This window comes from Streptomyces sp. GQFP, from assembly GCF_021545335.1.
In the GTDB taxonomy this organism is placed as follows: Bacteria; Actinomycetota; Actinomycetes; order Streptomycetales; family Streptomycetaceae; genus Streptomyces.
Genome location: NZ_CP089312.1, coordinates 4,259,995 through 4,282,150 on the forward strand (window position 1 = coordinate 4,259,995; position 22,156 = coordinate 4,282,150).

The 22,156-nt window shown below is 71.7% G+C and carries 22 protein-coding genes; 16 read left to right on the plus strand and 6 right to left on the minus strand.

Translation table 11 applies throughout. The features are described from left to right. Positions 1-115 precede the first annotated feature (115 nt). A complete protein-coding gene (locus LUX31_RS18960; RefSeq protein ID WP_235475963.1) occupies positions 116-640 on the minus strand; it encodes a hemerythrin domain-containing protein in 525 nt (174 codons plus the stop codon). A gap of 225 nt (positions 641-865) precedes the next feature. Here LUX31_RS18960 and LUX31_RS18965 point away from each other — a divergent pair, with 225 nt between their 5' ends. From LUX31_RS18965 to LUX31_RS18980, 4 genes are read left to right on the plus strand one after another with little or no spacing between them, the layout of a single operon-like run. Further along, a complete protein-coding gene (locus tag LUX31_RS18965) occupies positions 866-1,945 on the plus strand; it encodes an ABC transporter permease (protein WP_235475964.1) in 1,080 nt (359 codons plus the stop codon). 51 nt (positions 1,946-1,996) lie between these two features. Then, positions 1,997-4,258, plus strand: a complete 2,262-nt coding sequence (locus LUX31_RS18970) for an LLM class flavin-dependent oxidoreductase (protein ID WP_235475965.1) — start codon at positions 1,997-1,999, stop codon at positions 4,256-4,258. Between the two features lie 14 nt (positions 4,259-4,272). Beyond that, complete coding sequence (locus LUX31_RS18975; protein ID WP_235475966.1) at positions 4,273-4,812, plus strand: MarR family winged helix-turn-helix transcriptional regulator; 540 nt, start codon at positions 4,273-4,275, stop codon at positions 4,810-4,812. A gap of 28 nt (positions 4,813-4,840) precedes the next feature. Next, complete coding sequence (locus LUX31_RS18980; RefSeq protein WP_235475967.1) at positions 4,841-5,308, plus strand: MarR family winged helix-turn-helix transcriptional regulator; 468 nt, start codon at positions 4,841-4,843, stop codon at positions 5,306-5,308. Between the two features lie 156 nt (positions 5,309-5,464). Here LUX31_RS18980 and LUX31_RS18985 read toward each other — a convergent pair whose 3' ends face one another. Beyond that, a complete protein-coding gene (locus tag LUX31_RS18985) occupies positions 5,465-6,289 on the minus strand; it encodes an aldo/keto reductase (RefSeq protein WP_235475968.1) in 825 nt (274 codons plus the stop codon). A gap of 162 nt (positions 6,290-6,451) precedes the next feature. Next, complete coding sequence (locus LUX31_RS18990; protein ID WP_235475969.1) at positions 6,452-7,246, minus strand: maleylpyruvate isomerase N-terminal domain-containing protein; 795 nt, start codon at positions 7,244-7,246, stop codon at positions 6,452-6,454. A 201-nt stretch (positions 7,247-7,447) separates the two neighbouring features. Between LUX31_RS18990 and LUX31_RS18995 the strand changes: the two genes are divergently transcribed. Together LUX31_RS18995 and LUX31_RS19000 are read left to right on the plus strand one after the other, a co-directional pair. Next, positions 7,448-7,969 carry a MarR family winged helix-turn-helix transcriptional regulator gene (locus LUX31_RS18995; protein ID WP_235475970.1) on the plus strand — a complete coding sequence of 174 codons (522 nt, stop codon included), beginning with the start codon at positions 7,448-7,450 and terminating at the stop codon, positions 7,967-7,969. 107 nt (positions 7,970-8,076) lie between these two features. After that, entirely contained in the window at positions 8,077-8,397 is a 321-nt protein-coding gene (locus LUX31_RS19000) for an FAD-dependent monooxygenase (RefSeq protein WP_235475971.1), read from the plus strand. On the opposite strand, the gene LUX31_RS19005 is transcribed toward LUX31_RS19000, so the two are convergent. Together LUX31_RS19005 and LUX31_RS19010 are read right to left on the minus strand one after the other, a co-directional pair. Next, the gene (locus LUX31_RS19005) at positions 8,321-9,103 is read right to left on the minus strand and encodes an enoyl-CoA hydratase (protein WP_235475972.1); all 783 of its coding nucleotides are present in this window, start codon (positions 9,101-9,103) and stop codon (positions 8,321-8,323) included. The two genes, LUX31_RS19000 and LUX31_RS19005, sit on opposite strands and share 77 nt — an antisense overlap. Before the next feature lie 55 nt (positions 9,104-9,158). After that, the gene (locus tag LUX31_RS19010) at positions 9,159-10,319 is read right to left on the minus strand and encodes a thiolase family protein (protein WP_235475973.1); all 1,161 of its coding nucleotides are present in this window, start codon (positions 10,317-10,319) and stop codon (positions 9,159-9,161) included. Positions 10,320-10,428: 109 nt separating this feature from the next. Between LUX31_RS19010 and LUX31_RS19015 the strand changes: the two genes are divergently transcribed. From LUX31_RS19015 to LUX31_RS19035, 5 genes are read left to right on the plus strand one after another with little or no spacing between them, the layout of a single operon-like run. Further along, on the plus strand, positions 10,429-11,367 hold the full coding sequence (locus tag LUX31_RS19015; protein WP_235475974.1) for a hypothetical protein: 939 nt from the start codon (positions 10,429-10,431) through the stop codon (positions 11,365-11,367). Positions 11,368-11,388: 21 nt separating this feature from the next. Beyond that, entirely contained in the window at positions 11,389-12,525 is a 1,137-nt protein-coding gene (locus LUX31_RS19020) for an acyl-CoA dehydrogenase family protein (RefSeq protein WP_235475975.1), read from the plus strand. A 1-nt stretch (position 12,526) separates the two neighbouring features. Continuing rightward, entirely contained in the window at positions 12,527-13,531 is a 1,005-nt protein-coding gene (locus LUX31_RS19025; RefSeq protein ID WP_235475976.1) for an acyl-CoA dehydrogenase family protein, read from the plus strand. After that, positions 13,528-13,959 (plus strand): nuclear transport factor 2 family protein, encoded by a 432-nt coding sequence (locus tag LUX31_RS19030; protein ID WP_235475977.1) that lies wholly within the window; start codon positions 13,528-13,530, stop codon positions 13,957-13,959. Before LUX31_RS19025 ends, LUX31_RS19030 begins: the two co-directional genes overlap by 4 nt. Then, entirely contained in the window at positions 13,956-14,783 is an 828-nt protein-coding gene (locus LUX31_RS19035; RefSeq protein ID WP_235475978.1) for an alpha/beta fold hydrolase, read from the plus strand. Before LUX31_RS19030 ends, LUX31_RS19035 begins: the two co-directional genes overlap by 4 nt. Before the next feature lie 384 nt (positions 14,784-15,167). Here LUX31_RS19035 and LUX31_RS19040 read toward each other — a convergent pair whose 3' ends face one another. Next, positions 15,168-15,749 (minus strand): TetR/AcrR family transcriptional regulator, encoded by a 582-nt coding sequence (locus LUX31_RS19040; RefSeq protein WP_235475979.1) that lies wholly within the window; start codon positions 15,747-15,749, stop codon positions 15,168-15,170. Positions 15,750-15,955: 206 nt separating this feature from the next. Here LUX31_RS19040 and LUX31_RS19045 point away from each other — a divergent pair, with 206 nt between their 5' ends. The 5 genes from LUX31_RS19045 (at position 15,956) to LUX31_RS19065 (ending at position 22,072) form a co-directional block, all read left to right on the plus strand. Further along, on the plus strand, positions 15,956-16,462 hold the full coding sequence (locus LUX31_RS19045; RefSeq protein ID WP_235475980.1) for a PaaI family thioesterase: 507 nt from the start codon (positions 15,956-15,958) through the stop codon (positions 16,460-16,462). A gap of 301 nt (positions 16,463-16,763) precedes the next feature. Beyond that, positions 16,764-18,947 (plus strand): acyl-CoA dehydrogenase family protein, encoded by a 2,184-nt coding sequence (locus LUX31_RS19050; protein WP_235475981.1) that lies wholly within the window; start codon positions 16,764-16,766, stop codon positions 18,945-18,947. Between the two features lie 86 nt (positions 18,948-19,033). Further along, positions 19,034-19,327 (plus strand): hypothetical protein, encoded by a 294-nt coding sequence (locus LUX31_RS19055; RefSeq protein WP_235475982.1) that lies wholly within the window; start codon positions 19,034-19,036, stop codon positions 19,325-19,327. A 167-nt stretch (positions 19,328-19,494) separates the two neighbouring features. Further along, positions 19,495-21,156 carry an AMP-binding protein gene (locus tag LUX31_RS19060; RefSeq protein WP_235475983.1) on the plus strand — a complete coding sequence of 554 codons (1,662 nt, stop codon included), beginning with the start codon at positions 19,495-19,497 and terminating at the stop codon, positions 21,154-21,156. 1 nt (position 21,157) lies between these two features. Beyond that, positions 21,158-22,072 (plus strand): TIGR03619 family F420-dependent LLM class oxidoreductase, encoded by a 915-nt coding sequence (locus LUX31_RS19065; RefSeq protein ID WP_235475984.1) that lies wholly within the window; start codon positions 21,158-21,160, stop codon positions 22,070-22,072. Positions 22,073-22,156: the final 84 nt, after the last annotated feature.

Genomic DNA, 22,156 nt, shown 5'->3' on the forward strand with positions numbered 1-22,156 from the left:
GACTGGTGCCGCAGACCCCGGCGGGTCTGCGGCACCAGTCGCGCAAGGGTGGTGAACGGGTCGTTCAGGCGCCGGCATGCCTGCTGAGCACGTGCATGGACGGGAACGGCGCTTTTTACATGTGCGGCCAGCGAGTCCAGGTGCGCAAGGTTGGGTTCACCTGCTCCTCCTCGAAGGCCAGGTGCGCGAGCAGGTCCCGCGAGAGGGACTCGATGGCGTTGATCAGCCGGGACCGCTCCTTGGCGGTCTTCAGGTGGCCGAGGGCCTTGGCCGCCGCCTCGACCTCCTCGAGGTGATCGGCGATCACGACGTGGTCGGCGTCCAGCTTGTCGATCACCGGGCCGAGCGCGGGGTTGGAGCGGCGCAGCTCCGGGAACCAGTGATGCGTTTCGCCCATGTGGTGCGACTCCACGAACTGACAGTGCCGAAGGCAGTTCGATCGCATCTGCCAGAGCGGTCCGTTCGTCGCGAGCCCCCGGACGGTGGCCGCCGCGTCGAAGGGCGCCAGGCCGTCACGGATCTTTCCGGCCAGCGTGCCGAGGGTCGCGAGATCACCCCGGATCATGTCGTGGACCCACTTCAGCTCCTTTACCAGCGCCTCTCCCTGGGGGTTGGGCGCGAGAGCGTCGTACTTGGGCACTGAGAGCCAGCCTTTCCTGCGGAGCCGGTCGGGGTCGGTCGGGGTCGTCGGGGCGGATCGCCTGGAGTGAGCCCGGCTCCCTGGGGGAGCCCTTTGACCGCGTCACCGTATCTCAATATGGTTCGTTGCTCAACGAACCATATTCACTCATGGATGCGCATCGGCCCGTACCCCTTCGTGGCCACACGCACAGAGGCCCACACACAGAGGCGAGGAAATCCCGACATGCCCAAGACGCCCGCCCCCGTCGACCTGGTCGGCCCGAAGGGGCACTCGCCGTCGCACCGGATCAACCCGCCGGACGCCGTCCCCGCACGCAGCGGGCTTGCCGGCGGCGCCGCGATATTCGCACCCGTGGCCATCGTGCTGGCCGTCGGTGCCATCTTCATCAGCGTGTACCTCGCCGCGTTCCACGCACCGAGGCCGCACGACCTGCCGGTCGGGGTGGTCGGAAGCGAGGCCCGCGCGGCGCAGGTGCGGGCGCAACTGCCCACCGACCCGGCGGACGCGTTCCAGGTCCGGGCACTGCCCGACGAAGCGTCCGCCCGCTCCGCGATCGAGCACGGGGATCTCTTCGCGGCCTACATCCCCGGCGACGGAACGCCCAAGCTGCTCTACGCCGGCGCCCACGGCCCCTCCGTCACCTCCCTGGTCGGCGAGACCTTCGGCGACGTGGCGCGAGCGGGCGGCCAGCGACTCGACGCGGTCGACGTCGTACCGGCATCGCCCGCCGACACCCGCGGACTGGTCGTCTTCTACACCACCTTCGGCCTGGTGCTGGCCGGGTACCTGTTCGGGCTCATGACGTACCAGTTGGCGCCCCGCATCACGATCGGACAGCGGCTGGCCAGCCTGGCCACGTTCGGCGTCCTCGGGGGTCTGGTCATCGCCGGCATCGTCCGTCTCGGGTTCGACGCTCTGCCTGCGCCGTTCTTCGGCATCGCCGGCCTGGTCACCCTGGTGGCCATGGCCGTTGGATCCTCGACGATGCTGCTGCTACGCGCCTTCGGTGTGGCCGGGTCCAGCATCGGCGCCGTGGTGTTCATGACCCTCGGCAACGCGACCAGCGGCGGCAGTCTCCCCCCGGAGTTCCTGCCCGCCTGGCTGCATCCGCTCTCGTCCGTCCTGCCGGTCGGGGTCGGTGTGCGTGCCGTCAACGGCTTGGCGTACCTCCACAACGACGGCCTGGTCAGCGGCATCGCCGTCCTCGGCGCGTGGACCGCTGTCGCCGCCGGCCTGCTCTACGCGCTCGACCGGAACGGTGGCCGGTCCCTTGGCGGGGCCCGGCCCCAGGCCAATAGTTGACGTATCACCTATCAGGCGTATCGTTGACGCATCAACTACTTGGAGGATGCCATGGCTGACTACGGTCACGAGCTGAGGTTCGGGTCGTTCCTCACCCCACAGAACCGCGACCCCGAGGCCGTGGTGGAACTGGCGCTGCACTCGGAGCGGGTGGGCCTGGATCTCGTCACCTTCCAGGACCACCCGTACCAGAACGGCTTCCTGGACACCTGGACGCTGATGAGCTGGGTGGCCGCGCGTACCGAGACCATCCATCTGTCCGGCAACGTGACCAATCTGCCGCTGCGGCCGCCGGCGGTGCTGGCCCGCTCGGTGGCCAGCCTGGACCTGCTGTCCGGCGGGCGGGTGGACCTCGGGCTGGGGGCGGGCGCCTTCTGGGACGCCATCGCCGCCATGGGCGGCCCTCGGCTCACCCCGGGCGAGAGTGTCCAGGCGCTGAGCGAGGCCATGGACGTCATCCGCGGGATCTGGGCCGCCGACGAGCGCGGCCCCCTGCGGGTCGAAGGCGACTTCTACTCCGTCGACGGCGCCCAGCGCGGCCCCGCGCCGGCGCACGAGGTGCCGATCTGGCTCGGCGCCTACAAGCCGCGCATGCTGCGGCTGATCGGCCGGAAGGCGGACGGCTGGCTGCCCAGCCTCAGTTATCTGCGGTCCGCGGGGGCCCTGCGCGAGGGCAACAAGGTCATCGACGAGGAGGCCGAGACCGCCGGGCGCGACCCGCGCGAGATCCGGCGGCTGCTGAACGTCACGGGCGACTTCCGTTCCACCGGCGGGCCGTTCCAGGGCCCGCCGGAGCAATGGGTCGCGCAGTTGCTGCCGCTGGTTCTGGAGGACGGGGTGAGCACCTTCATCCTCGGCTCGGACGACCCGGCGGCACTGGAGACCTTCGCCCAGGAGGTCGCGCCCGCACTGCGCGAAGCCGTCGCCGCCGAGCGCACCGCCCTCGGCGTACCCACCGCCCCCGTCCGCCCGGCCGCGGCTCTCGCCCGCCGCCGGGAAGGCATCGACTACGACGCCGTACCCGCCTCCCTCGCCGACCGGGCCGTGGAGCCCGGCGACCGCGCGTACGACGGTCTGCGTTCGACCTACGTGTGGGCCGGCTCGCCCGGTGTGGTCCTTCGCCCGCAGAACCCGCGGCAGGTGGCGGACGCCCTCGCCTTCGCCCGTACGCAGGACGTGTCGCTGGCGGTGCGCAGCGGGGGCCACGGCATCAGCGGACGCTCCACCAACGACGGCGGGATCGTCATCGATCTCGGCGCCCTCGACCACGTCGAGGTCATCGACCGCGAACGCCGCCTGGTACGCGTCGGGGCCGGCGCCCGCTGGGGCGACATCGCCCAGGCGCTCGCCCCGCACCAACTGGCGATCAGCTCCGGCGACTACGGCGACGTCGGCGTCGGCGGACTCGCCACCACCGGCGGACAGGGATTCCTCGCCCGCTCCTACGGGCTGACCATCGACCACGTCCGGGGCGCCGAGGTCGTCCTGGCCGACGGCCGGACCGTACGCGCCGATGCCGAGCACCACCCCGACCTGTACTGGGCGCTGCGCGGCGCGGGCGGCAACATGGGCATCGTCACCTCCCTGGACATCGAGGCCGCCGAGATCGGCGACGTCGTCTTCGCCGTCTTCGCCCACGACGCCTCCCGGACCTCCGACTTCCTGCGGAAGTGGGGGCGGCTGGTGGAGAACAGCCCACGCGAACTGACCGCGTTCCTCACCCTGGTACGCCAGCAGGGCAGGAACATCGCCCAGACGTACGTGGTGTGGGCGGGCGACGACGCCGATGCGGCCACCGCGGCGATCCAGCCGTTCCTGGAGCTCGCCCCTGTCCTGAGCCAGCAGGCCATGCTCACCCCTTACGCCGGGATCATGGCCCGGGCGAACAACGCGCACTACGGGCAGGCCCGGATGCGCAGCCGTTCCGCACTCGTGGAGCACCTGGACGCCCGCACCGCGGACGTCGTGGCCGGCCTGTTCGCCGACGGCGGCATCAGCTTCTTCCAGGTCCGCTCGGTCGGCGGCGCCGTCAACGACACCCCCGCCGACGCCACCGCCTACGCCCACCGCACCCAGAACTTCGCCCTGTCCGCCAACGTCAACGAAAGCCACCGGGAGACGACGGAGAAGGCATGGTCCGCGCTCGCCGACGGCGGCATCTACCTCAGCTTCGAGTCCCACGGTGACGACATCGCGCTGGCCAACGCCTTCCCGTCCCCGACCCTGGAGCGGCTGCGGAGCGTCAAGGCCGCCTACGACCCCGACAACGTCTTCCGCAACAACTTCCCCATCGCGCCCGCCCCCCTCGCATGAACGGCCCCGGACCCATGACGACTTCGGCTCCGACTCCTGAACCATGCGGACTGAGCGCCGAAGAGGAGCACGCCTGGCGGTCCTACACCGCGAGCACGCAGCTCGTCTCGTACGCCCTGGATCGCCGACTGCAGCGCGACGCGGGAATGTCCCACCTCTACTACCACCTGCTGCTGATCCTGTCGGAGGCTCCCGGGAGACGTCTGCGCATGGGCGAACTGGCCCAGCGCCTGAACATCACCCGCACCCGCCTCTCGCACGCGGTGTCCCGCCTGGAGGAACAGGGCTGGGTGGCCCGCGAGACCGTGGCCGACGAACTCCGCGGACGGCTCGCCGTCCTGACCGATGACGGAGTCAGGACCATCGCCGACGCGGCACCCGGCTACACCGCGCAGATCCGAGCGGCGGTGTTCGACCGCCTCACGCCCGAACAAGTGACATCCCTGGCGGAAATCTTCGACATCATCGGCCAGGGTCTCCCACCTGCCCACGGCAGCCACCCCCCGGCCGACCTGGCCCGGCGGGGACCGGAGGTGGGCACGCGTGATAGATGACACATCAACCACTAACTACACTGAGGGTATGAACGAGACACCGCGCTGGCTCACCGCGGCGGAGGGGCATGCCTGGCGCAGTTTCGTCGACATGCAGGGCAAGCTCCTCGGACGTCTGGGACGCCAACTCCAGGCCGACTCCAACCTGTCCACCGCCGACTACACAGTCCTGGCCCACCTCAGCGACGCGCCCGACGGCCGACTGCGCTTCCTGGAACTGGCCAAGGCGGTGGAGTGGGAGAAGAGCCGGATGTCCCACCACATCGGCCGGATGACCAAGCGGGGCCTGGTCATCCGGGAGGAGTGCCTGGACGACGGACGTGGATTCTTCGCGGTCATCACTCCGGCCGGCCGCGAGGCCATCACAGCCGCCGCGCCCCTCCACGTCGAAGCCGTGCGCCGACTGGCCATCGACCACCTCACCCCCGAGGAGATCAGCATGCTCGGCCGGATCTCGGACCGCATCCTCGACCAGCTGGAAAAGGACTCCTCCTGACCAGGTGGTGACGTTGAGCGCTGAACGGCAGTAAGTCCTGGGTAGGCCTGCCGGCACGCAACTGCCCAGTCCTCACGAGGTGTTGTTCTGCCCCGGCGGGCCGGCCGGTCGCCCCGGCGCTGCCGAGGGCGAGGCCGGCCCGGGAGATCGTGCTCGTCAGCCGACGTAGTCCCAGGTGGAGGGGTCCTCGCCGATGCGGGTGCCGGTGTCGAGGGTGTCGATGGCAGCCAGGTCCTCGGCGTCGAGCTCGAAGTCGAAGACGTCGAGGTTCTCGGCGATCCGGGTGGGCGTGGCGGACTTCGGGATGACGATGTTGCCGAGCTGTATGTGCCAGCGGAGCACGATCTGCGCGGGCGTCTTCGCGTGCTTGGCGGCGATGCCGGCGAGTGCCGGGTCCTCCAGGAGGCCCTTGCCCTGGCCGAGCGGGGACCAGGCTTCGGTGGCGATGTTGTGGGCGGCGTGGAAGGCGCGCAGCTCGGCCTGCGGGAAGTTGGGGTGCAGTTCGATCTGGTTGACGGCCGGGACGATGGAGCCCTCGTCGAGGAGGTGCTGGAGCTGGGCGACGGGGAAGTTGGAGACGCCGATGGCCTTGGTACGGCCGTCGGCGTAGAGCTTCTCGAAGGCGCGCCAGGTGTCGGGGTAGAGGCCGCGGGCGGGCAGCGGCCAGTGGATCAGGTAGAGGTCGACGTGGTCGAGCCCGAGCTTGTCCAGCGAGGCGTCGAAGGCGCGCAGGGTGGAGTCGTAGCCCTGGTCGGCGTTCCAGAGTTTGGAGGTGACGAAGAGTTCCTCGCGGGGCACGCCGGAGGCGGCGATGGCCCCTCCGATCTCCTTCTCGTTTCCGTAGATCGCGGCGGTGTCGATGCCGCGGTAGCCGGCTTCGAGGGCGGTGGTGACGGCCTCGGCGGGGACCGGCCAGGTGCCGAAACCGAGCTGCGGCAGCCGGACGCCGTTGTTCAGGGTGATGACGGGGACGTTGCTCATGATCAGGTGATCCTCAGGTTGTTCGTATCGGCGGCTGTCATACGGGACTCACGACGGCGGGCAGCGCCCCTGGGGCCGAGTGCGGCCGGTTCGGCACCCCGGGCTCCGCGTCCCACGCCGAGGTGTGGCGTGGGAGAGGCCGGTGGAGTCCTGGCGCCCGGGTCAGAAGCCGGGGAAGACCCGGCGCAGGTCGTCGAGGGTGATGGTGTCCCCGGTGAGTGCCACCGTCGACGGGGTGTACCGAGGGGCGTGGCGGCCGGTGACCAGGCGGAGCCACCACTCGGCGGGGGCGGTGAGGACGCCGTCGGACTCGGAGGGTTCGTCGGTGAGTGCGACCGCGTCGTGCAGTGCGAGTCCGAAAGAGCGCTCCGGGGAGGTGAGCCGCACCGCGAGGGTCGCCCGGCGGCCGTCCAGGGCGTCGATCCTGCTGACGTGCCCGATGAGGATGGCGAGTGTGTCGAACAGCAGCTCGGTCGCGGCCGGGGCCAGCGTCGCCGCCGGGTCGAAGGTGGCCTCGACGTCCCAGGAGTGGTGGGCGAACTCGTTGAGCCGCAGGCCACCGGAGGTGGCGACGTCCACCGGCGCGGGCAGGAATCCCAGGTCGATACGGAGGTCTGCCCTGGTCCGGGCGTCGAGGTCCTCGTAGCGGCGCACCAGGGCTTCGTCGGCGGTCAGGAAGCCCTCGGCGCGCTCGGCGGGTGACATCGCGTCCCACCGCGCCCAGACGGTCTTGTTGAAGTCCCCGCCGGGGTTGCCGGTGCCGTTCAGAGCGCCTTCGAGGGTGGCGAGGCCGATCTCGGCGCCGCTGCCCAGGTGGCTCAGGACCTGCGACACGTCCCATTCCGATGCGGCGGAGGGGCGGGTGAGGTCGTCGGCGGCGAAGCCTCGTACCAGCTCGGCGAGTGCGTCATGGCCGCTGCGCAGGGCGTTGATCGTCTGGTCGGCGCGTTCGGTCATCGGTGGTCTCCAGGTATGTGTCGGGATCCGACGGGTCTCGTGCGGGATCCGACGGTCTTATGAGGGCGCACGAGCTGCGGGCGAAGGGCTGGCAAGCGAATTCGCCACCGCACACCGCACCGTTCCGGGCGCAACGCTTGACGCTTCAACTAAGCTAGGCGGGACTAGTTGAAGCGTCAAGCGATTGCCTATACTCGTCTCATGGACCGGACCGACGGGCACGCCGACGCCGATGCGATGAAGGCCGCTCCCCGGTGTCTGGCCGGGGACGAGCGGGACGCCTGGATCTCACTCGCGGGCGTCCTCCTCAAGCTGCCGGCCGCGCTGGACACCCGGTTGCAGCGCGAGGCGGGCCTGTCCCACTTCGAGTACCTGGTCCTGGCCGGGCTGTCCGAATCCCCGGGGGAGACGCTTCGCATGAGCGACCTCGCCGTCCTCGCCAGGGCCTCGCTGTCCCGGCTGTCGCACGTGGTCAAGCGGCTGGAGCAGCGCGGCTGGGTCCGCCGCGAGATCTGCAGTCAGGACGCCCGCTGCACCAACGCCATCCTCACCGACGAGGGACAGGCCAAGATGGCCGCCTCCACCCCGGGATACGTCGAAACCGTCCGAGACCTCGTGATCGACGCCCTCACCCCCACCCAGCTCCGCCAGCTGCACGCCATCACGGAGGAGATCCTCGGCCGCATCGAGCCGGACGGCGGCTGCGCGAACACCAGGCCCTGACAGGCGCGGGCGGCGGCCGGACTCCGCCGGAGCCGGTGACCGGACGGTCAGGCATACCCCGGCTGTGAACGGGCGCCGGGTCCTGTGGCAGCGGCGCCATGGCGACCATGGGACCCACGTGGGGCCGGCACTCCGAGGAGTGGGTCATCCACTTCACCCTCAGGCCCGACGACCCGGAACGCTTCGACAAAGAAGCGACCCTTCCCCGGCTGCGCGCGCTCCTGAAGCTGCCCGACCTCGAACTGACCGTGCACACCGTCAGCCACTGGATCCTCGAAGGCGTGCCGGCCGACCGGTACCGGATCGGTCGGGTCCACCTCGCGGGCGACGCCGCGCACATCAACAGCTACGTCAAGGCGCAGAGGGAGCCGGGCTGCTCGGGGTGGGGGCGAACCGGGCGAGGAAGTCGTGGAACCGCTCGCCGTTGACCGAGGAGGCCTGGGCCCAGGACTCGAACTCGAGCACGGTCGCCAGGCTCGCTTCCGTGGACATCGTCACCGCCCGCTTCATGTTCCGCAGCATCCCTAGCTCGCGGCCGGCGTAGACCTTGGCCATCTCCTGGGCCGTCCCGACGGGATCGTCCGAGAGCCGGGTGACGAGACCCAGGCGGGCGGCCTCGGTCCCGCTGAGGCGATCGGCGCTGAGTATCACGTCGAGGGCCTTGCCCGGGCCGAGCCGCCGTGTCAGCAACCAGCTGCAGCCGCCTCCCGGGTGCAGGCCGATCTCGGCGAACGTGACGGCGAACGACGCGTCGGGCGCCGCGACGACGACGTCACAGGCGAGAGCGATGTTCACGCCGGCGCCGACCGCCTGGCCGTGCACGGCCGCGATGGACGGGATCGTGAGGTCCGTGATGCCCAGGAAGCTCGCGTAGACCTGCTTGAGATCGTCGCGGATCGCCGCGGGTGCGCGGGTGGGATCGCCGAAGAGGCTGGAGAGATCGGCCCCGGCGCAGAACGACCGTCCGTTGCCGCTCACCACCAGGACCCGCGCGTCCCGGTCGTCGCGGACCTCACGGACCGCGGCGGCCATCTCCGCGAGCATCGTGGTGTCGAGGGCGTTGCGGCGCTGGGGCGCGTCGAGGGTCAGGTGGCGGATGCCGCCGTCGTCACTGGTCAGTCGGATGTCAGCCACTGGTATCTCTCCCAAAGGGGTCGTCGGACGGTCGTGCGGGTCCTGGGGGCGGTGCTCAGGCGGCCGTGAGGACGACCGCGCTCGCCATCCCGCCGCCCGCGCACATCGCGGCGACGGCGGTGCCCCCACCCCGCCTGCGCAGCTCGTGGGCGAGGGTGGTGACCATGCGCGCGCCGGTGGCGGCGACGGGGTGTCCGAGCGAGCACCCGCTCCCGAACGGGTTGACGATCGACTCGTCGAGCCCGAGTGTCCGGCAGGCGGCGATCGGGACGGAGGCGAACGCCTCGTTGATCTCCCACAGGTCGATGTCGGCGGGTGTCAGGCCGACGCGGTCCAGGGCCTTGAGGACGGCCGCCGGGACGGCGGTGCCGGTCTGGGCGGGATCGACGCCGACGGAGGCGCCGGTGACGATCCTGGCCAGCACCGGCAGGCCGTGGGCGGCGGCCACGTCCGAGCGCGCGACCAGCACGGCCGCCGCCGCGTCGTTGATCCCGCTGGCGTTGCCGGCGGTGATGCTGAAGCCCTCGATCTCCGGGTGGAGCACCCGCAGGGACGCGAGCTTGTCGGCGCTGGTCGAGGCCCGGGGGTGCTCGTCGACGGAGAAGTCGGTCACCGATCCGTCCTCCCCCTTGAGGTGGAGGGCCACGAGCTCGTCGTCGAACTGCCCGTCCGCGATCGCCGCGACCGCACGCCGATGCGAGCGCAGCGCCCAGGCGTCCTGCTCCTCGCGGCTGATGCCCTGGGTGCGCGCGGCGTTCCACCCGACCGTGATCGACATGTCGTCGGCGGGGGCGTCGGGAGTGGGGCGGTGCGACTCGAACAGCCATGGCCGGTCGGGGTGGGCGCGGTTCATCGGGACCGGGGCCGTCGACGAGGACTGCACGCCGCCGGCGACGACGGCGCGGTCGCCGAGGTGGAGACCGGCCGCGGCGGTGATGATGCCGCTGAGCCCACCCGCGCAGTGCCGGTTGACCGCGAGCCCCGGCACCTGGGTCATCCCGGCTTCGAGGGCGGCGTACCGGGCGATGACGCCGCCGCCGTGGAGCGACTCGGCGAGCACCACGTCGTCGACCAGGTCGCGCGCGATGCCGGCGGACCGCAGCACCGCCTGCAGCACCGGGACTGCCAGGTCGGCGGGTTCCGTGGCGCGGAGCGTGCCCTTGAAGGCCGTCCCGATCGGGGTGCGGTGTGCGGCGACGATGACGGCGTCAGGCATGGCGACTCCTCGGCTCGGGTTTGACATAGTAGCCACAAGAAGAGAACGGTCGTTCACGTCGAGGTGTCGTCCGACCCTCGCTCCGACCGTCAGGAGAGGTGGACCGGGGATGTATGACGCCCTTGTGTCGGCGGACATCGTGACCGCGCGGCCCGACGAGGAAGCGCGGGTCCTGATCGACCTGTTCGGCCTGCCGGAGCCCCGCCCACAGGCGTATCTGGAGCCCGAGGGGCACGGATTCCGTGCCGTGTGGCTGCGGATCCGACCGTCGCTCAAGCACGCTCCCACCCGTATCGAGCTGATCGGGCACCGCCCCAGGGCCGAGGCTCACGACTACGTCGAGGAGCGCGTCCTCGCCCAGGGCGACCGTCCGGTCCGCACGCATGCGACCGTTCTCGCCGGAGATGTCGAGGCGGTCCTCGACCGGCTCCGTCGCGGCCGGGTCCGTCACCGGGTCACGCCCCCGTCGGAGGACTTCGACTTCCCGCGCGTATGGGTCGGCGTCACGGACGACGACCCGTTCGGATACGACCCGGGCACCGACGCGGGTCTGTGGACCGAGGTGGTGCCGACCGCGCACTCCGGGGTCCCGGTCCGGCCGGCCGAGGAGGAGGCGCCGGCCGGCCTCCTGGACCGCGTCGTGGCGAGACGTTTCCTGGTCGTCGACGCGGAGGCGTCCGCGCGGACGCTCGAGTCGAACCTCGGGCTGGTGGCGACATCGGTCACGCGCGGGCGGGACTCGGTGGTGGCGACGTACGAGATGGCGATGTCGCGCAGCGCGAGCCTCGAACTCGTCCAGCCGCTCGACGCCGACAGCGACCTCGGCCGGTACGCCGGGCAGTGGGGCCCGGGGCCGCACGCCATCGTGCTCGGGAGCGGCGACCTCGCCGGCGTCGAGGCGGACCTCGCCTCCCGCGGCGCCGGGGTCGCCCGGGTCTCCAGGGGGCCCGGGGACGAACGCCTCCTCGTGGCCGCCAAGGCGACGGGGGGCGTGCCCTTCGAGGTGGTCGCGGTGAGCGGTCGTACCGGCCCTGGCCGCTCTTCATAGTTTTGAGATACGTTGTTTCACATGGATCTGAGCGAGAGCCCGCGGGACGGGCAGTTCCGCCTCGAAGCGCGCGACTGGCTGGCGAGCCACAAGCCGGACCGGCCGCTGGGATCGCCCGACACGGCCGACGGGTTCTCCCGCAACCGTGAGTGGGAGCGACAGCTCTTCGAGGCCGGCTGGGCGGCGGTCTCCTGGCCCGTCGAGTACGGCGGGCGGGGGCTTGGCCTGTGGGAGTGGATGATCTTCGAGGAGGAGTACTTCGCCGCCGGGCTCGGCCCGCGTGCCGCGCAGAACGGCCTCTTCCTGCTCGCTCCGTCGCTGTTCGAGTTCGGCACCGACGCCCAGAAGGCGGAGCTCCTGCCGCGCATCGCCGGCGTCGAGGACATGTGGGCCCAGGGGTGGTCCGAGCCGGAGGCGGGCAGCGACCTCGCCGGGATCCGGGTCCGCGCCGACCGTGACGACGAGGCCGGGGGCTGGCGGGTCAACGGTCAGAAGACCTGGAGCACCCGCGCCCCCTTCTGCGACCGTCTCTTCGCGATCGTACGCACCGAGGCCGGCTCCACCCGTCACCGCGGCCTGAGCTACCTGCTGATGGACCTGCACGCTCCCGGGGTCACGGTGCGACCCGTGGAGAAGCTGGGCCGGGAGGTCGGGTTCGGCGAGATCTTCTTCGACGACGTGTTCGTGCCCGACGCCGACGTGCTCGGCGGTGCCGGCAACGGCTGGAAGGTCGCGATGGCGACGACCGGCTCCGAGCGCGGACTGATCCTGCGCTCGCCGGGACGCTTCGTCGCGGCGGCCGACCGCCTCGTGGATCTCTACCGCGGCCAGAAGGCCCCCTCCGGAGCATCCAGAGCGGCCGTGACCGACGCCTGGATCGCGGCTCAGGCCTACCGGTTCTCGTCCATGAAGACGGTGACCAAGCTCGCCGACGGCGGGTCGATCGGGGCCGAGTCGAGCGGCAACAAGATCTTCTGGTCCGAGATGGACGTCCACATGCACGAGACGGCGCTCGACCTGCTGGGCGAGGAGGCCGAGCTGGACGGGCCGTGGTCGCACGGCTTCATCACCTCGATGGCCACGCCCATATTCGCCGGCACCAACGAGGTCCAGCGCAACATCATCGCCGAGCGCGTGCTCGGCCTGCCGAGGAGCTGACATGCGCTTCGCACGCACCGACGAGCAGCAGTTCTTCGCCGAGGTCGTGGCCGGTCTGAGTGCCCGGCTGGCCGGTCCCGACGAGGTACGCCGGGCCTGGGCACCCGCGTCCGACGAGCCGGCCGGCGCGGCTCTCTGGGCCGCCCTCGACGACGTCGGCCTGCTCTCCCTCCTCGCCCCGGACGGGGGTGGGAGCGAGCTGGAACTGGTCAGCGCCATCGAGGAGCTGGGCCGGGCCTGCACCCCCGGGCCCGTGGTCGAGCACGCGGCGGTCGCCGTGCCTCTCCTGGCGGCACTGGCACCGGAGCTGCTCGCCGACACATCGGGGGTCTTCACGGCCAGTACCTCCGACCTGGTGCCGTACGCCGCGCGGGCGTCCGGCGTCCTGCTCCTCGAGGACGAGCGGCTGCTGCTCGTGGAAGGGTCGGCACTGGACGCCGCGGCCTCCGTGGTGGACTCGCTCGACGGCTCCCGCATGCTCGTGCGGATCTCGCCGGACCAGCGCGCGGGAGCCAGGGTGCTGGCGTCCGGGGCCGAGGTGGCCGCCCAACTGGCCCGTGCCCGTGACCGCGCGGCGCTCTGCACCGCCGCCCTGCTGGTCGGGCTGTCGGCCCGCGCGATCGAGATGACCGTCGACTACGACAAGGTGCGCCTCCAGTTCGGTGTCCCGGTGGGCAGCTTCCAGGCGGTCAAGCACCAGTTGGCCAACGCCCATGTCGCCGTCGAGTTCGCGCGGCCGCTCGTCGAGGCGGCCGCCTGGGCGATGAGCACGGACGCACCGGACGCGTCGCGGCTCTGCTCGATGGCGAAGGTGAGCGCCAACAAGGCGGGCCGGCTGGCCGCCAAGACCTCGCTGCAGTGCCACGGCGCGATCGGGTACACCATGGAGGCCGACCTGCATCTCTACCTGATGCGGATCTGGAGCCTTCTCAACGCGTGGGGCGGCACCGACGAGCATCGCGAGCGGGTGGCCCGCGACCTGCTCGACGCCCCGGTGGCGTCATGACCGACGCAGCCGAGACGCAGGAGACGTGCGAGCGCGTCGTACGGTCCTTCTACGACGCCCTGCGCGAGCGCGACGTGGAACGGCTCGGGCAGCTCGTGGCCGCGCACGTCCACGAGGACGCCGTACTGCACCGGCCCGAGAGCCTCCCGGGCGGTGGCCGCACCGTCTCGGCGCGCCGGATCGGGCGGTTCTTCGCCTTCGCGGCGACCGTCGTCGACGGCCCCGTCGACGCCACGGAGATGCGCGTCGAGTCCGTCACCACGGGCCGGCAGGAGGACCAGGTCGACGTCGTGGTCCGGCTCGCCCTGACCTACGACGCGACGCCCACGACCGCCGTCGAGTGGTGGACCTTCCGCGACGGGCGCCTCCAGACGCTCTCGGCCTACTACTGGGACACCGCCGCGATGCTCGCCGGGCCGCCGGCATGACCCTGCTGGAGGTCGCCGACGGGATCCGGCTCGACGTGCAGGACGTCGGCGCCGGCCCGCCGGTCGTGCTGGTCCCCGGTGTGGGGATGACGCACGCCGTCTTCGACCGGCAGGTCCGGGTCCTCGCGGCGGCCGGCCACCGGGTGGTCTGCGTCGACCAGCGGGGGCACGGGGCCTCCGACAAGCCGTTCGACGGATACGGGCTGGACGTCCTGGCCGGCGACCTCGCAGCCGTGCTCGCCGCCCTGGACCTGCGCGACACCACGGTGGTGGGCTGGTCCCTCGGGGCCCAGGTCGCCCTGCGGCTCACGGTGGACGGCGAGCCGCGGATCGGGCGGCTCGTGCTCGTCAGCTCGAACGGTGTCGCGGCGGCGCGCACGGACGCGTTCCCGTTCGGGGCGACCGCCGACGCGCTGCTGCCCGGTCTGCTGGCCGCCGAACATGCGGACCGCCTCGACGCACGTCGGGCCGGACTGACGATGTCGTTCGGATCACCCCCCGACCCGGATGTCGTGACGTGGCTGCTGCACCTGTCCCTGCGGATGCCGTCGTGGACCTCTCTCGCGATCTCCGAGACCCTGCTGCGCTCGTGCTCGGCCGATCGGCTCGACAAGCTGCGGGTGCCGACCCTGCAGATCTACGGGACCCAGGACCCGGTGTTCTCGATGCGGGGTGCCGCCTGGCTCCGGGAACGGATCCCGGGGCTGCGGTCGGTGGTGCTCGACGGGTGTGGGCACTACCCGATGCTGGAGCGGCCCGACGAGTTCGATCGCGCGCTGCTCGACTTCCTGCGAGACGTTCCCCAGGGCCTGTCGTCGAAGTAGCGCCGGCGCCCTAGGGCCTGTTCTGAGTTGCCCCGTGGGAGAAGGAGCGGCGTTCGGTACGTGCGATCGGCATGCCGGACGAATGCCCTAGTAGCGGAGCTAATTGGGCATTTGGCCGGTGCGGCTGGGGGTCCCCCTCTGGGGGAGTGCGTACCGGGTGTCGCGACGCCGCGGGGCAACTCAGAACAGGCCCTAAGGGCGGGGCCCGCGGCGTCGCGGTGACATCAGCCGTCGGCGCGGCGGGCGTTGCGTCGCGAGGCGGGGCGAGGCGAGGTGTGGTGTGGTGTGGTGCCAAACGCCGCGGGACTGGGGGGCTGGGGGCAACTCCCGGACGGAGTCCGGGGCGAGGGACTTCGACGACAGGGCCTGGCCCCGGGCGGGGCCTCAGGCCGGCGATTTCGCGAGGGCCTCCAGCGCCTGGGTCATCATCGACTTCAGCAGGTCCGCGAGGTCGTCCAGGCGACGGACCGACGCCGGGCGGAGGATGTCGGACATCGCGAGCGACTGCACCGCACGGACGGTCGCGGCCACCTTGGCGTGACTGTGCCCGGGATAGACCTTGCTCACGGCGGCGGTCCACCGATCGGTGTAGAGACGCTGCCGGCGAGCCAGTGAGCGTTGGTAGGCCTGCGACAGGGCGGGCTGCTCGCGGTTCCACACCGTCGTCATCTCGGGATTGGCCAGGGTCACGTCGACGTACACGTCGATCAGACGGGCGAGTTCGGCGCGGGGATCGTCGAGCGGGTCGCCGAGGCGCACGAGGAGGTGGTCGGTCAACTGCTGGAAGGCGGCGGCGAGGATCTCGTCCTTGCTGGAGAAGTAGCGGTAGATCGCCGACCCGGTGACCCCGACCTTCGCGGCGATGGCATCGACGCCGACGCCGTCGAAGCTGCGCTCGGCGAACAGTGACAGGGCGGCATCGAGGATCTGCTGTTCGCGGGACGTGGTCGGATGTTCGCGGGACATGGTCGGAGTCTAATGACCGCCCGGCCTCTCGCGGCACCGCCCTCGCACTCCGGTCGTCTACGACCGGTCACGCACCTGCGGAGGCCCACAGGCGCCCCCTCCACGCACGGTCGCCCCGCTCGACGGGGCATGACCGTGCTACTTTCGGTCCAGGTTGTGAACGATCGTTCTGTCTCGTCAGAGGCATACGCGAGGGAGTGCTGCCGGTGAGTGACACCGAGGTCGACCTGCTGCTCGGTCCGAACGGGCACCGCCACGTGGCCCCGCCCACGTCGCGCGATCGCGACGAGTGGCTGACCTGGATGGCGGAGAATCCCGGGTGCGTGGCCTACGCGATGACCCCGCTCGACGTGGGCGACGGTGTGGCGGTCGTCGAGGTGACGCGGTCAGTGGTGCCCCTGAACCCGAACGGCGCGGTGCACGGCGGCCTGCTGGCGGCGATCGCCGACCAGGCCGGGGCGCTCGCGATCCTGCCGAAGCTCGAGCCGGGGGTCTCGGCCGTCACGGGCACGCTCCACCTCGAGTACTTCCGTCCGGCGCGCCTCCCGCTGACGGTGGAGTCCCGGGTGGCCCGCTTCGCGCGGTCGCTCGTCTTCGTCGACGTCACGATCACCTCGGGCGGCCAGGTCACGACCGCCGCCCACGGCACCTGGGTGCCGACACGCGGCACGCCCGTCAGTACGCCCGTCAGTACGCCCGTCGAGCCGGCCTGACGCAGGCGGCCCGACTCCGCCTCCGGCTCCTCGTCGGCGTTGACATCGGAGCCCCCGGCCATAATTATGAGCCTAGGATTCTCAAATTACTGGGTTGGTGTCGGGATCGCCCGAACGGGCTGCGGACCCGGCGCCACCGCAGGTCGGCCAGATGGACAAGATCCGCGCTCTCCGCCTCCGACCCCGGTGCGCCCGGCGTCGGCGCCGGGCTCTCGCACACCCGGGCAGCGGCGCGGCCGGGAGGAGAACTCGTGCAACACCTCGATGTCGCCGCAGCGGACACCCGATCGCGGTGCGCCGCATGAGCCAGGAGCAGACCGTGTCGATCCGCAAGGAGATCCGCGCCGCCATCCAGGAGTCGGGAACGGCGTCGTACACCACGATCGACTCGTGGCTCTTCGGCTTCGACCCGGCCTTCAGCCGTCATCTCGGGGCCGGCGGTTTCATCGGGCTGACGTGGCCCGAGGAGGTGGGCGGTCGCGCGGTGACCAACGCCGAGCGACAGGTCGTCACCGAGGAGCTGTTGCGGATCGGTGCCCCGGTCGCCGCGCACTGGATCGGTGACCGGCAGATCGGCCCGGCCCTCCTGCGCCACGGCTCGCCCGAGCTGCGCCAGGCCGTCCTCCCGCGGATCCGGTCCGGCGAGATCAGCTTCTGCCTGGGCATGTCCGAGACCGAGTCCGGCTCCGACCTGTCCGCCGTGCGCACCCGGCTCACCGAGGTCGACGGGGGCTTCCGGATGAACGGCGGCAAGATCTGGACCAGCCACGCGCACCACGCGACCCACGCCTACGTGCTGGCCCGGCTCGGGACGTCGGAGGACAAGCACGACGGACTGGTCGAGATGGTCCTCGACATGGCGACCCCCGGCATCGAGGTCCGCCCGATCCTGGACATCGGCGGCGAGCACCACTTCAACGAGGTCACGTTCACCGACGTCCTCGTGCCTCGCGAGAACGTGATCGGCGAGGTCGGCGGCGGCTGGCGCCAGGTCACCGAGCAGCTGTCCTTCGAGCGCGGCGGCATGGAGCGCGTCCTCAGCACCTTCCCGCTCCTCGCCGTACTGCTGCGCGACGGCCTGGTCCCGGACACCGCGGACGCCGAGCTCGGCGTCCTGGTCGCGCGCCTGCACACACTGCGCGCGATGGCGAGGACCGTCGCCGACGCGATGGACAGGGGCCGTGCGCCGGTCGCCGAGTCGAGCATGCTCAAGTTCCTCGGTACCGCCTTCGAGGGTGACGTGGTCGACTTCGCCCGTCGCGTCGTCGGCCCGCCCGACCCGGCAGGATCGATCGCCGAGCGCCTCCTGGCCCAGGGCCTCGTGCGCTCGCCGGGAGCGACGATCCGCGGTGGGACGACCGAGATGCTGCTGTCGATCATCTCCAGGGCGGCCACCGCGGCGCCCCCCGGAGCGGAGCTCCGCGGCCTCGTGAGCGACGTCCTCGCCGGGTGGGAGCACGCCGGGTCCGCGGTCGAGGACCACGACCAGCACCGCACCGACCTCGCCGGGCTGGGATGGAACTCGATCGCCGTCGCGGAGGAACGGGGCGGCTCCGGCGGGGGGCTCGGGGACCTTGCGGCCGTCGTCGCCCAGGTCGCCGAGGCGGGCTGGTCCCTGCCGCTGGCGGAGAACGTCGTCGCGTACCGCGTCCTGGCGACTCCCGAGGAGCCGCTCGACCCGGCCGCGCTCGCGGTCACCGCGTTCGGGGCCGGCGTCACGGCGCACGTGGAGCAGGGCGAGGTGGTCCTCGCCGGTCGGCAGGAACGGGTCGCGTGGGGCCGGTCGGCGGCGACGCTACTCGTGCGCGCCCAGGACGGCGACCGGGAGATCCTCGTGCGGGTGCCGACGACCGCCCGCGGGGTGGGCTGGGAGCCGGGCGTGAACATCGCCGGCGAGCCGCGCGACGCGCTGCTGCTCGACCAGGTGCGCGTGCCCGTCGCCGCGCTCGTCGCCGACGAGTCGGCGCTCGGCAGGGCACGCGGCGAGCTGCTCGCCCTGCGGAACGCCGCGTTGTGTGGTGCGATGCGGGGTGCCTGCGGCCTGGCGCTCGAACACGCGAGCACCCGCACCCAGTTCGGTCGCACGATCGACCGGTTCCAGGCCGTGAGCCACCACCTGGCCCGCATGAAGGCGGACGTGACGTTCGCCGAGACGGCCTCCGAGGAGTCCCTGCGTGAGTGTGCCGAGCTCGGGCCCGCCTGGCGCACGGTCGCCGGGGCCCTGGTGACCGCGCGGGCCGCGAGCGCGGTCGTGAAGTCGGCCCACCAGGTGCTCGGCGCCATGGGAACGACCCAGGAACACGGGCTGCACCGGCGCTCACTGCGGATCTGGGCCTGGCGCGACGAACTCGGAACCGAGGGACAGTTGGGCGCCGCCCTCGGGACAGCGACGCTGGAGGCGGGCCTCGACCCGATGTGGGACTGGCTGGTCCACGAACGCCCCGACCTCGGCGTAGCCCCGCCTCGGCTCACGACCGGCCGCTGACCCGCCGCCGTACACCGTGCCGGTCGGCGGTCCCGGCGCGGCCGGAGTCCGCAGCAGGCGATCGTGCCCGACGAGATCACGGCGAGGTGCCCCGCGCCCGGCCGACCGTCGATGACCACCCGGGCAGGCTGCTCGCGGTGGCCCGGCGCGTACGGCTCTCCGCCGCGGGTGACCTGTCCGGGGACGCTCAGGTCGAGCGCGTCCCACTCGACGGTGACCGGGTGTGGCGCGCCGAGGCCGCGCTCGTCGGCGTACCCGCCGGCGCAGCCCGTGCCGCGAGAGGCCTACGCCCGGCCGAGACCCGTGCCGGACAGGAGCGTCTCGGAGCCACCCCCCGGCGCCAACCGGTAGGTCAGCTCCGACCACTCCCGGGTGCCTGAGACGAACTCGATCTCGTGCTGCGAGCCGATCGCCCTGGTGTCGGGCGACCCGTCGCCATCGAGTTAAGCGAAGGGCGATCTCATAATCTGTTGACGGCGCCCCAGTGTTTTGAGACAGTCGGAATCTAATTCTGGTGGCCGGGCCGGCCCGGCGTACGCCATCGGCCGTGACGACGGGAACGGACATCGTGATCACCCACCCGAACTCCACGCAGCTCGCGGTCCCCGTGCCGCCCGATCCGATGCCTTCGGCGATGACGATCGGCGCGATGCTGGCCGAGCAGGCCGGGCGGCGTCCGGGCGCCCTCGCCGTGGCCATGAGCGACTGGTCCGCGACGTACGCCGAACTGGACGCCCTCGCGACCAGCCTCGCCTCCCGTATCCACCGCCTCGGCGTCGTGCCGGGAGAGCGGGTCGCGATCCTGTTCCCCAACCGCCGCGAGTGGTTCGAGCTGTTCTTCGGCCTGGCCCGGCTGGGTGCCGTGCAGGTCCCGCTCAACCCCTACCTCAAGGGCGAGTTCCTCCGGCACCAGCTGGTGGACGCCGGCCCGGCGGTCGTGATCGTCGACGAGGCCGGCCGGCGGGCGGTCGAGGCGCTCCTTCCCGACCTGCCGTCGGTGCGCGCGGTGGTCACCCTCGACGACCGTCCCGACGACGCCTCCCCCATGGTCCGGCACGTCTCGGAGCTGCCGGACGACCCGGCTTTCGTCGCGCCGGACGTGCTCCCCGAGGATCTCGCCGGCATCCTCTACACGTCGGGCACGACCGGCCTGGCGAAGGGCTGCATGCTCAGCCACGGCTACTACCACCGCTGCGGTGTCGTCGACCAGTGGGTCACTCAGCTCGGCCCCGAGGACGTCTTCTTCTGCGCGATGCCGCTCTTCCACGGCGGAGCGCAGCTCAAGGTCCTGATGCCGTGCCTGCTGGCGGGCGCGCCGGCCATCTACGAACCGGCCTTCAGCCCCACCAGCTTCATGCGTCGGGCGACCGAGGTCGGCGCCACCATCATCAACGGTGTCGGTGCGATGGCGACGATGCTGCTGAGCGCGCCCGCCTCCGAGTGGGACCGCGCCCACCGGCTCCGGGTCTGCAACATCGCGCCGCTGTCCGAGGACAACCAGCTGGCCTTCCGGGAGAGATACGGCACCGACGTCTGGGCCGAGAGCTACGGCCTGACCGAGTGCGTGCCGGTGTTCGGCACCCCGCCGGCCGGTCCTCGCGACCGCGGCGGCAGCGGGCTTCCGGTCTTCGATCTCCAGGTGCGGCTCCTCGATGACGGTGCCGAGGTCGCCGACGGCGAGGTCGGCGAGATCTGCCTCCGGCCACGGCACCGGTTCGCCATGTTCGACGGCTACTGGAACCGCCCCGAGGACACCCTGGAGGCCTTTGCGGGCCTGTGGTTCCACACCGGCGACTTCGGCCGCCGACGTCCCTCGGGCGCGATCGCCTTCGTCGACCGCAAGAAGGACGCGATGCGCCGGCGCGGGGAGAACGTCTCGAGCATCGAGGTGGAGACCGCGATCGGAAAGCACCCCGCCGTACTCGAAGTGGCCGTGCACGCGGTCCGCTCGGACCACGAGGAGGACGAGATCAAGGCCTGCCTGGTGCCGGCGCCCGGTGCCTCGATCGAGCCCGGTGAGCTCTTCGCGTGGCTGCACGGCGCGCTGCCCTACTTCGCGATGCCGCGCTACGTCGAACTGCTCGACGAGATCCCCAAGAACCATCTGGGCCGGGTCCTCAAGCACACCCTGCGCTCGCGGGGCGTCACGGACCGGACGTGGGACTTCGAGGCGCTCGGCCTGTCGGTCGGCCGCGACGAGCGTCGATGAGGTGACGAACGTCGACGAGATGAGGAGGGACATGCGACTCGGTGTCGTCTTTCCGAGCTACGAGCTCCCGAGCACGCCGACGGCCGCACGCGCCTTCGCCGTCGAGGCCGAGCGGCGCGGGTTCGACCACCTGTCGTTCTTCGACCACGTGCTGGGCGCCTCGCACGACCGCGAGGAGCAGGTGTGGGGTCCCTACGACGAGCACGACCGGTTCTTCGACCCCTTCGTGCTCATCGGGTTCCTCGCCGGTGTCACGGAGCGGATCACCTTCGCGACAGGTGTGCTGATCCTCGCGCAGCGGCAGACCGTGCTCGTCGCCCGCCAGGCCGCCGATGCCGCGCTGCTCTCCGGCAACCGGCTCCGGCTCGGGATCGGCACCGGCTGGAACAGCGTGGAGTACGCCGCGATGGGCCAGGAGTTCCGCGGCCGCGGCGCCCGGACCGACGCGCAGCTGGCCCTGCTCGGCCGGCTGTGGACCGAGGACCTGGTGACCGCGGACGTAGGGCGCGAGCGCGTCGACCGTGCCGGGCTCGTCCCGCACCCGACGGCCCGGATCCCGGTGTGGATCGGCGGCGGGGAGGCGGCGTACCCCCGTGCGGTCGCCGGGGGCGACGGCTTCATGTTCGCCGGGTCCGCCGGACGCAGCATCGCCGGTCTTGAGCAGCTGCGCGGGCTCCTGACGGCCGCCGGCCGCGACGTCGACGCGTTCGGTGCCGACCTCGTCCTGCTCCCGAAGGCGCCCGCCGGTGACCCGTGGGCCAAGCAGCGCGAACGGTCGGTCGACCGGGCGGTCGAGGCCCTGGAGCGCTGGCGCAACGCCGGCGGCACCCACGCGACCATCCAGACGACGTGGATGGGTCACCGTACGGTCGAGGAGCATCTCGACTACGCCGGCGCGGTCGCCGCGCAACTGTGAGGGTCTGTCGGGCGGCCTCCGGTTGTTGGGCGAACGGGGCGCTGGTGCATGCGATCGCAAGGCGCCGGAGCGTCCTCATAGCGA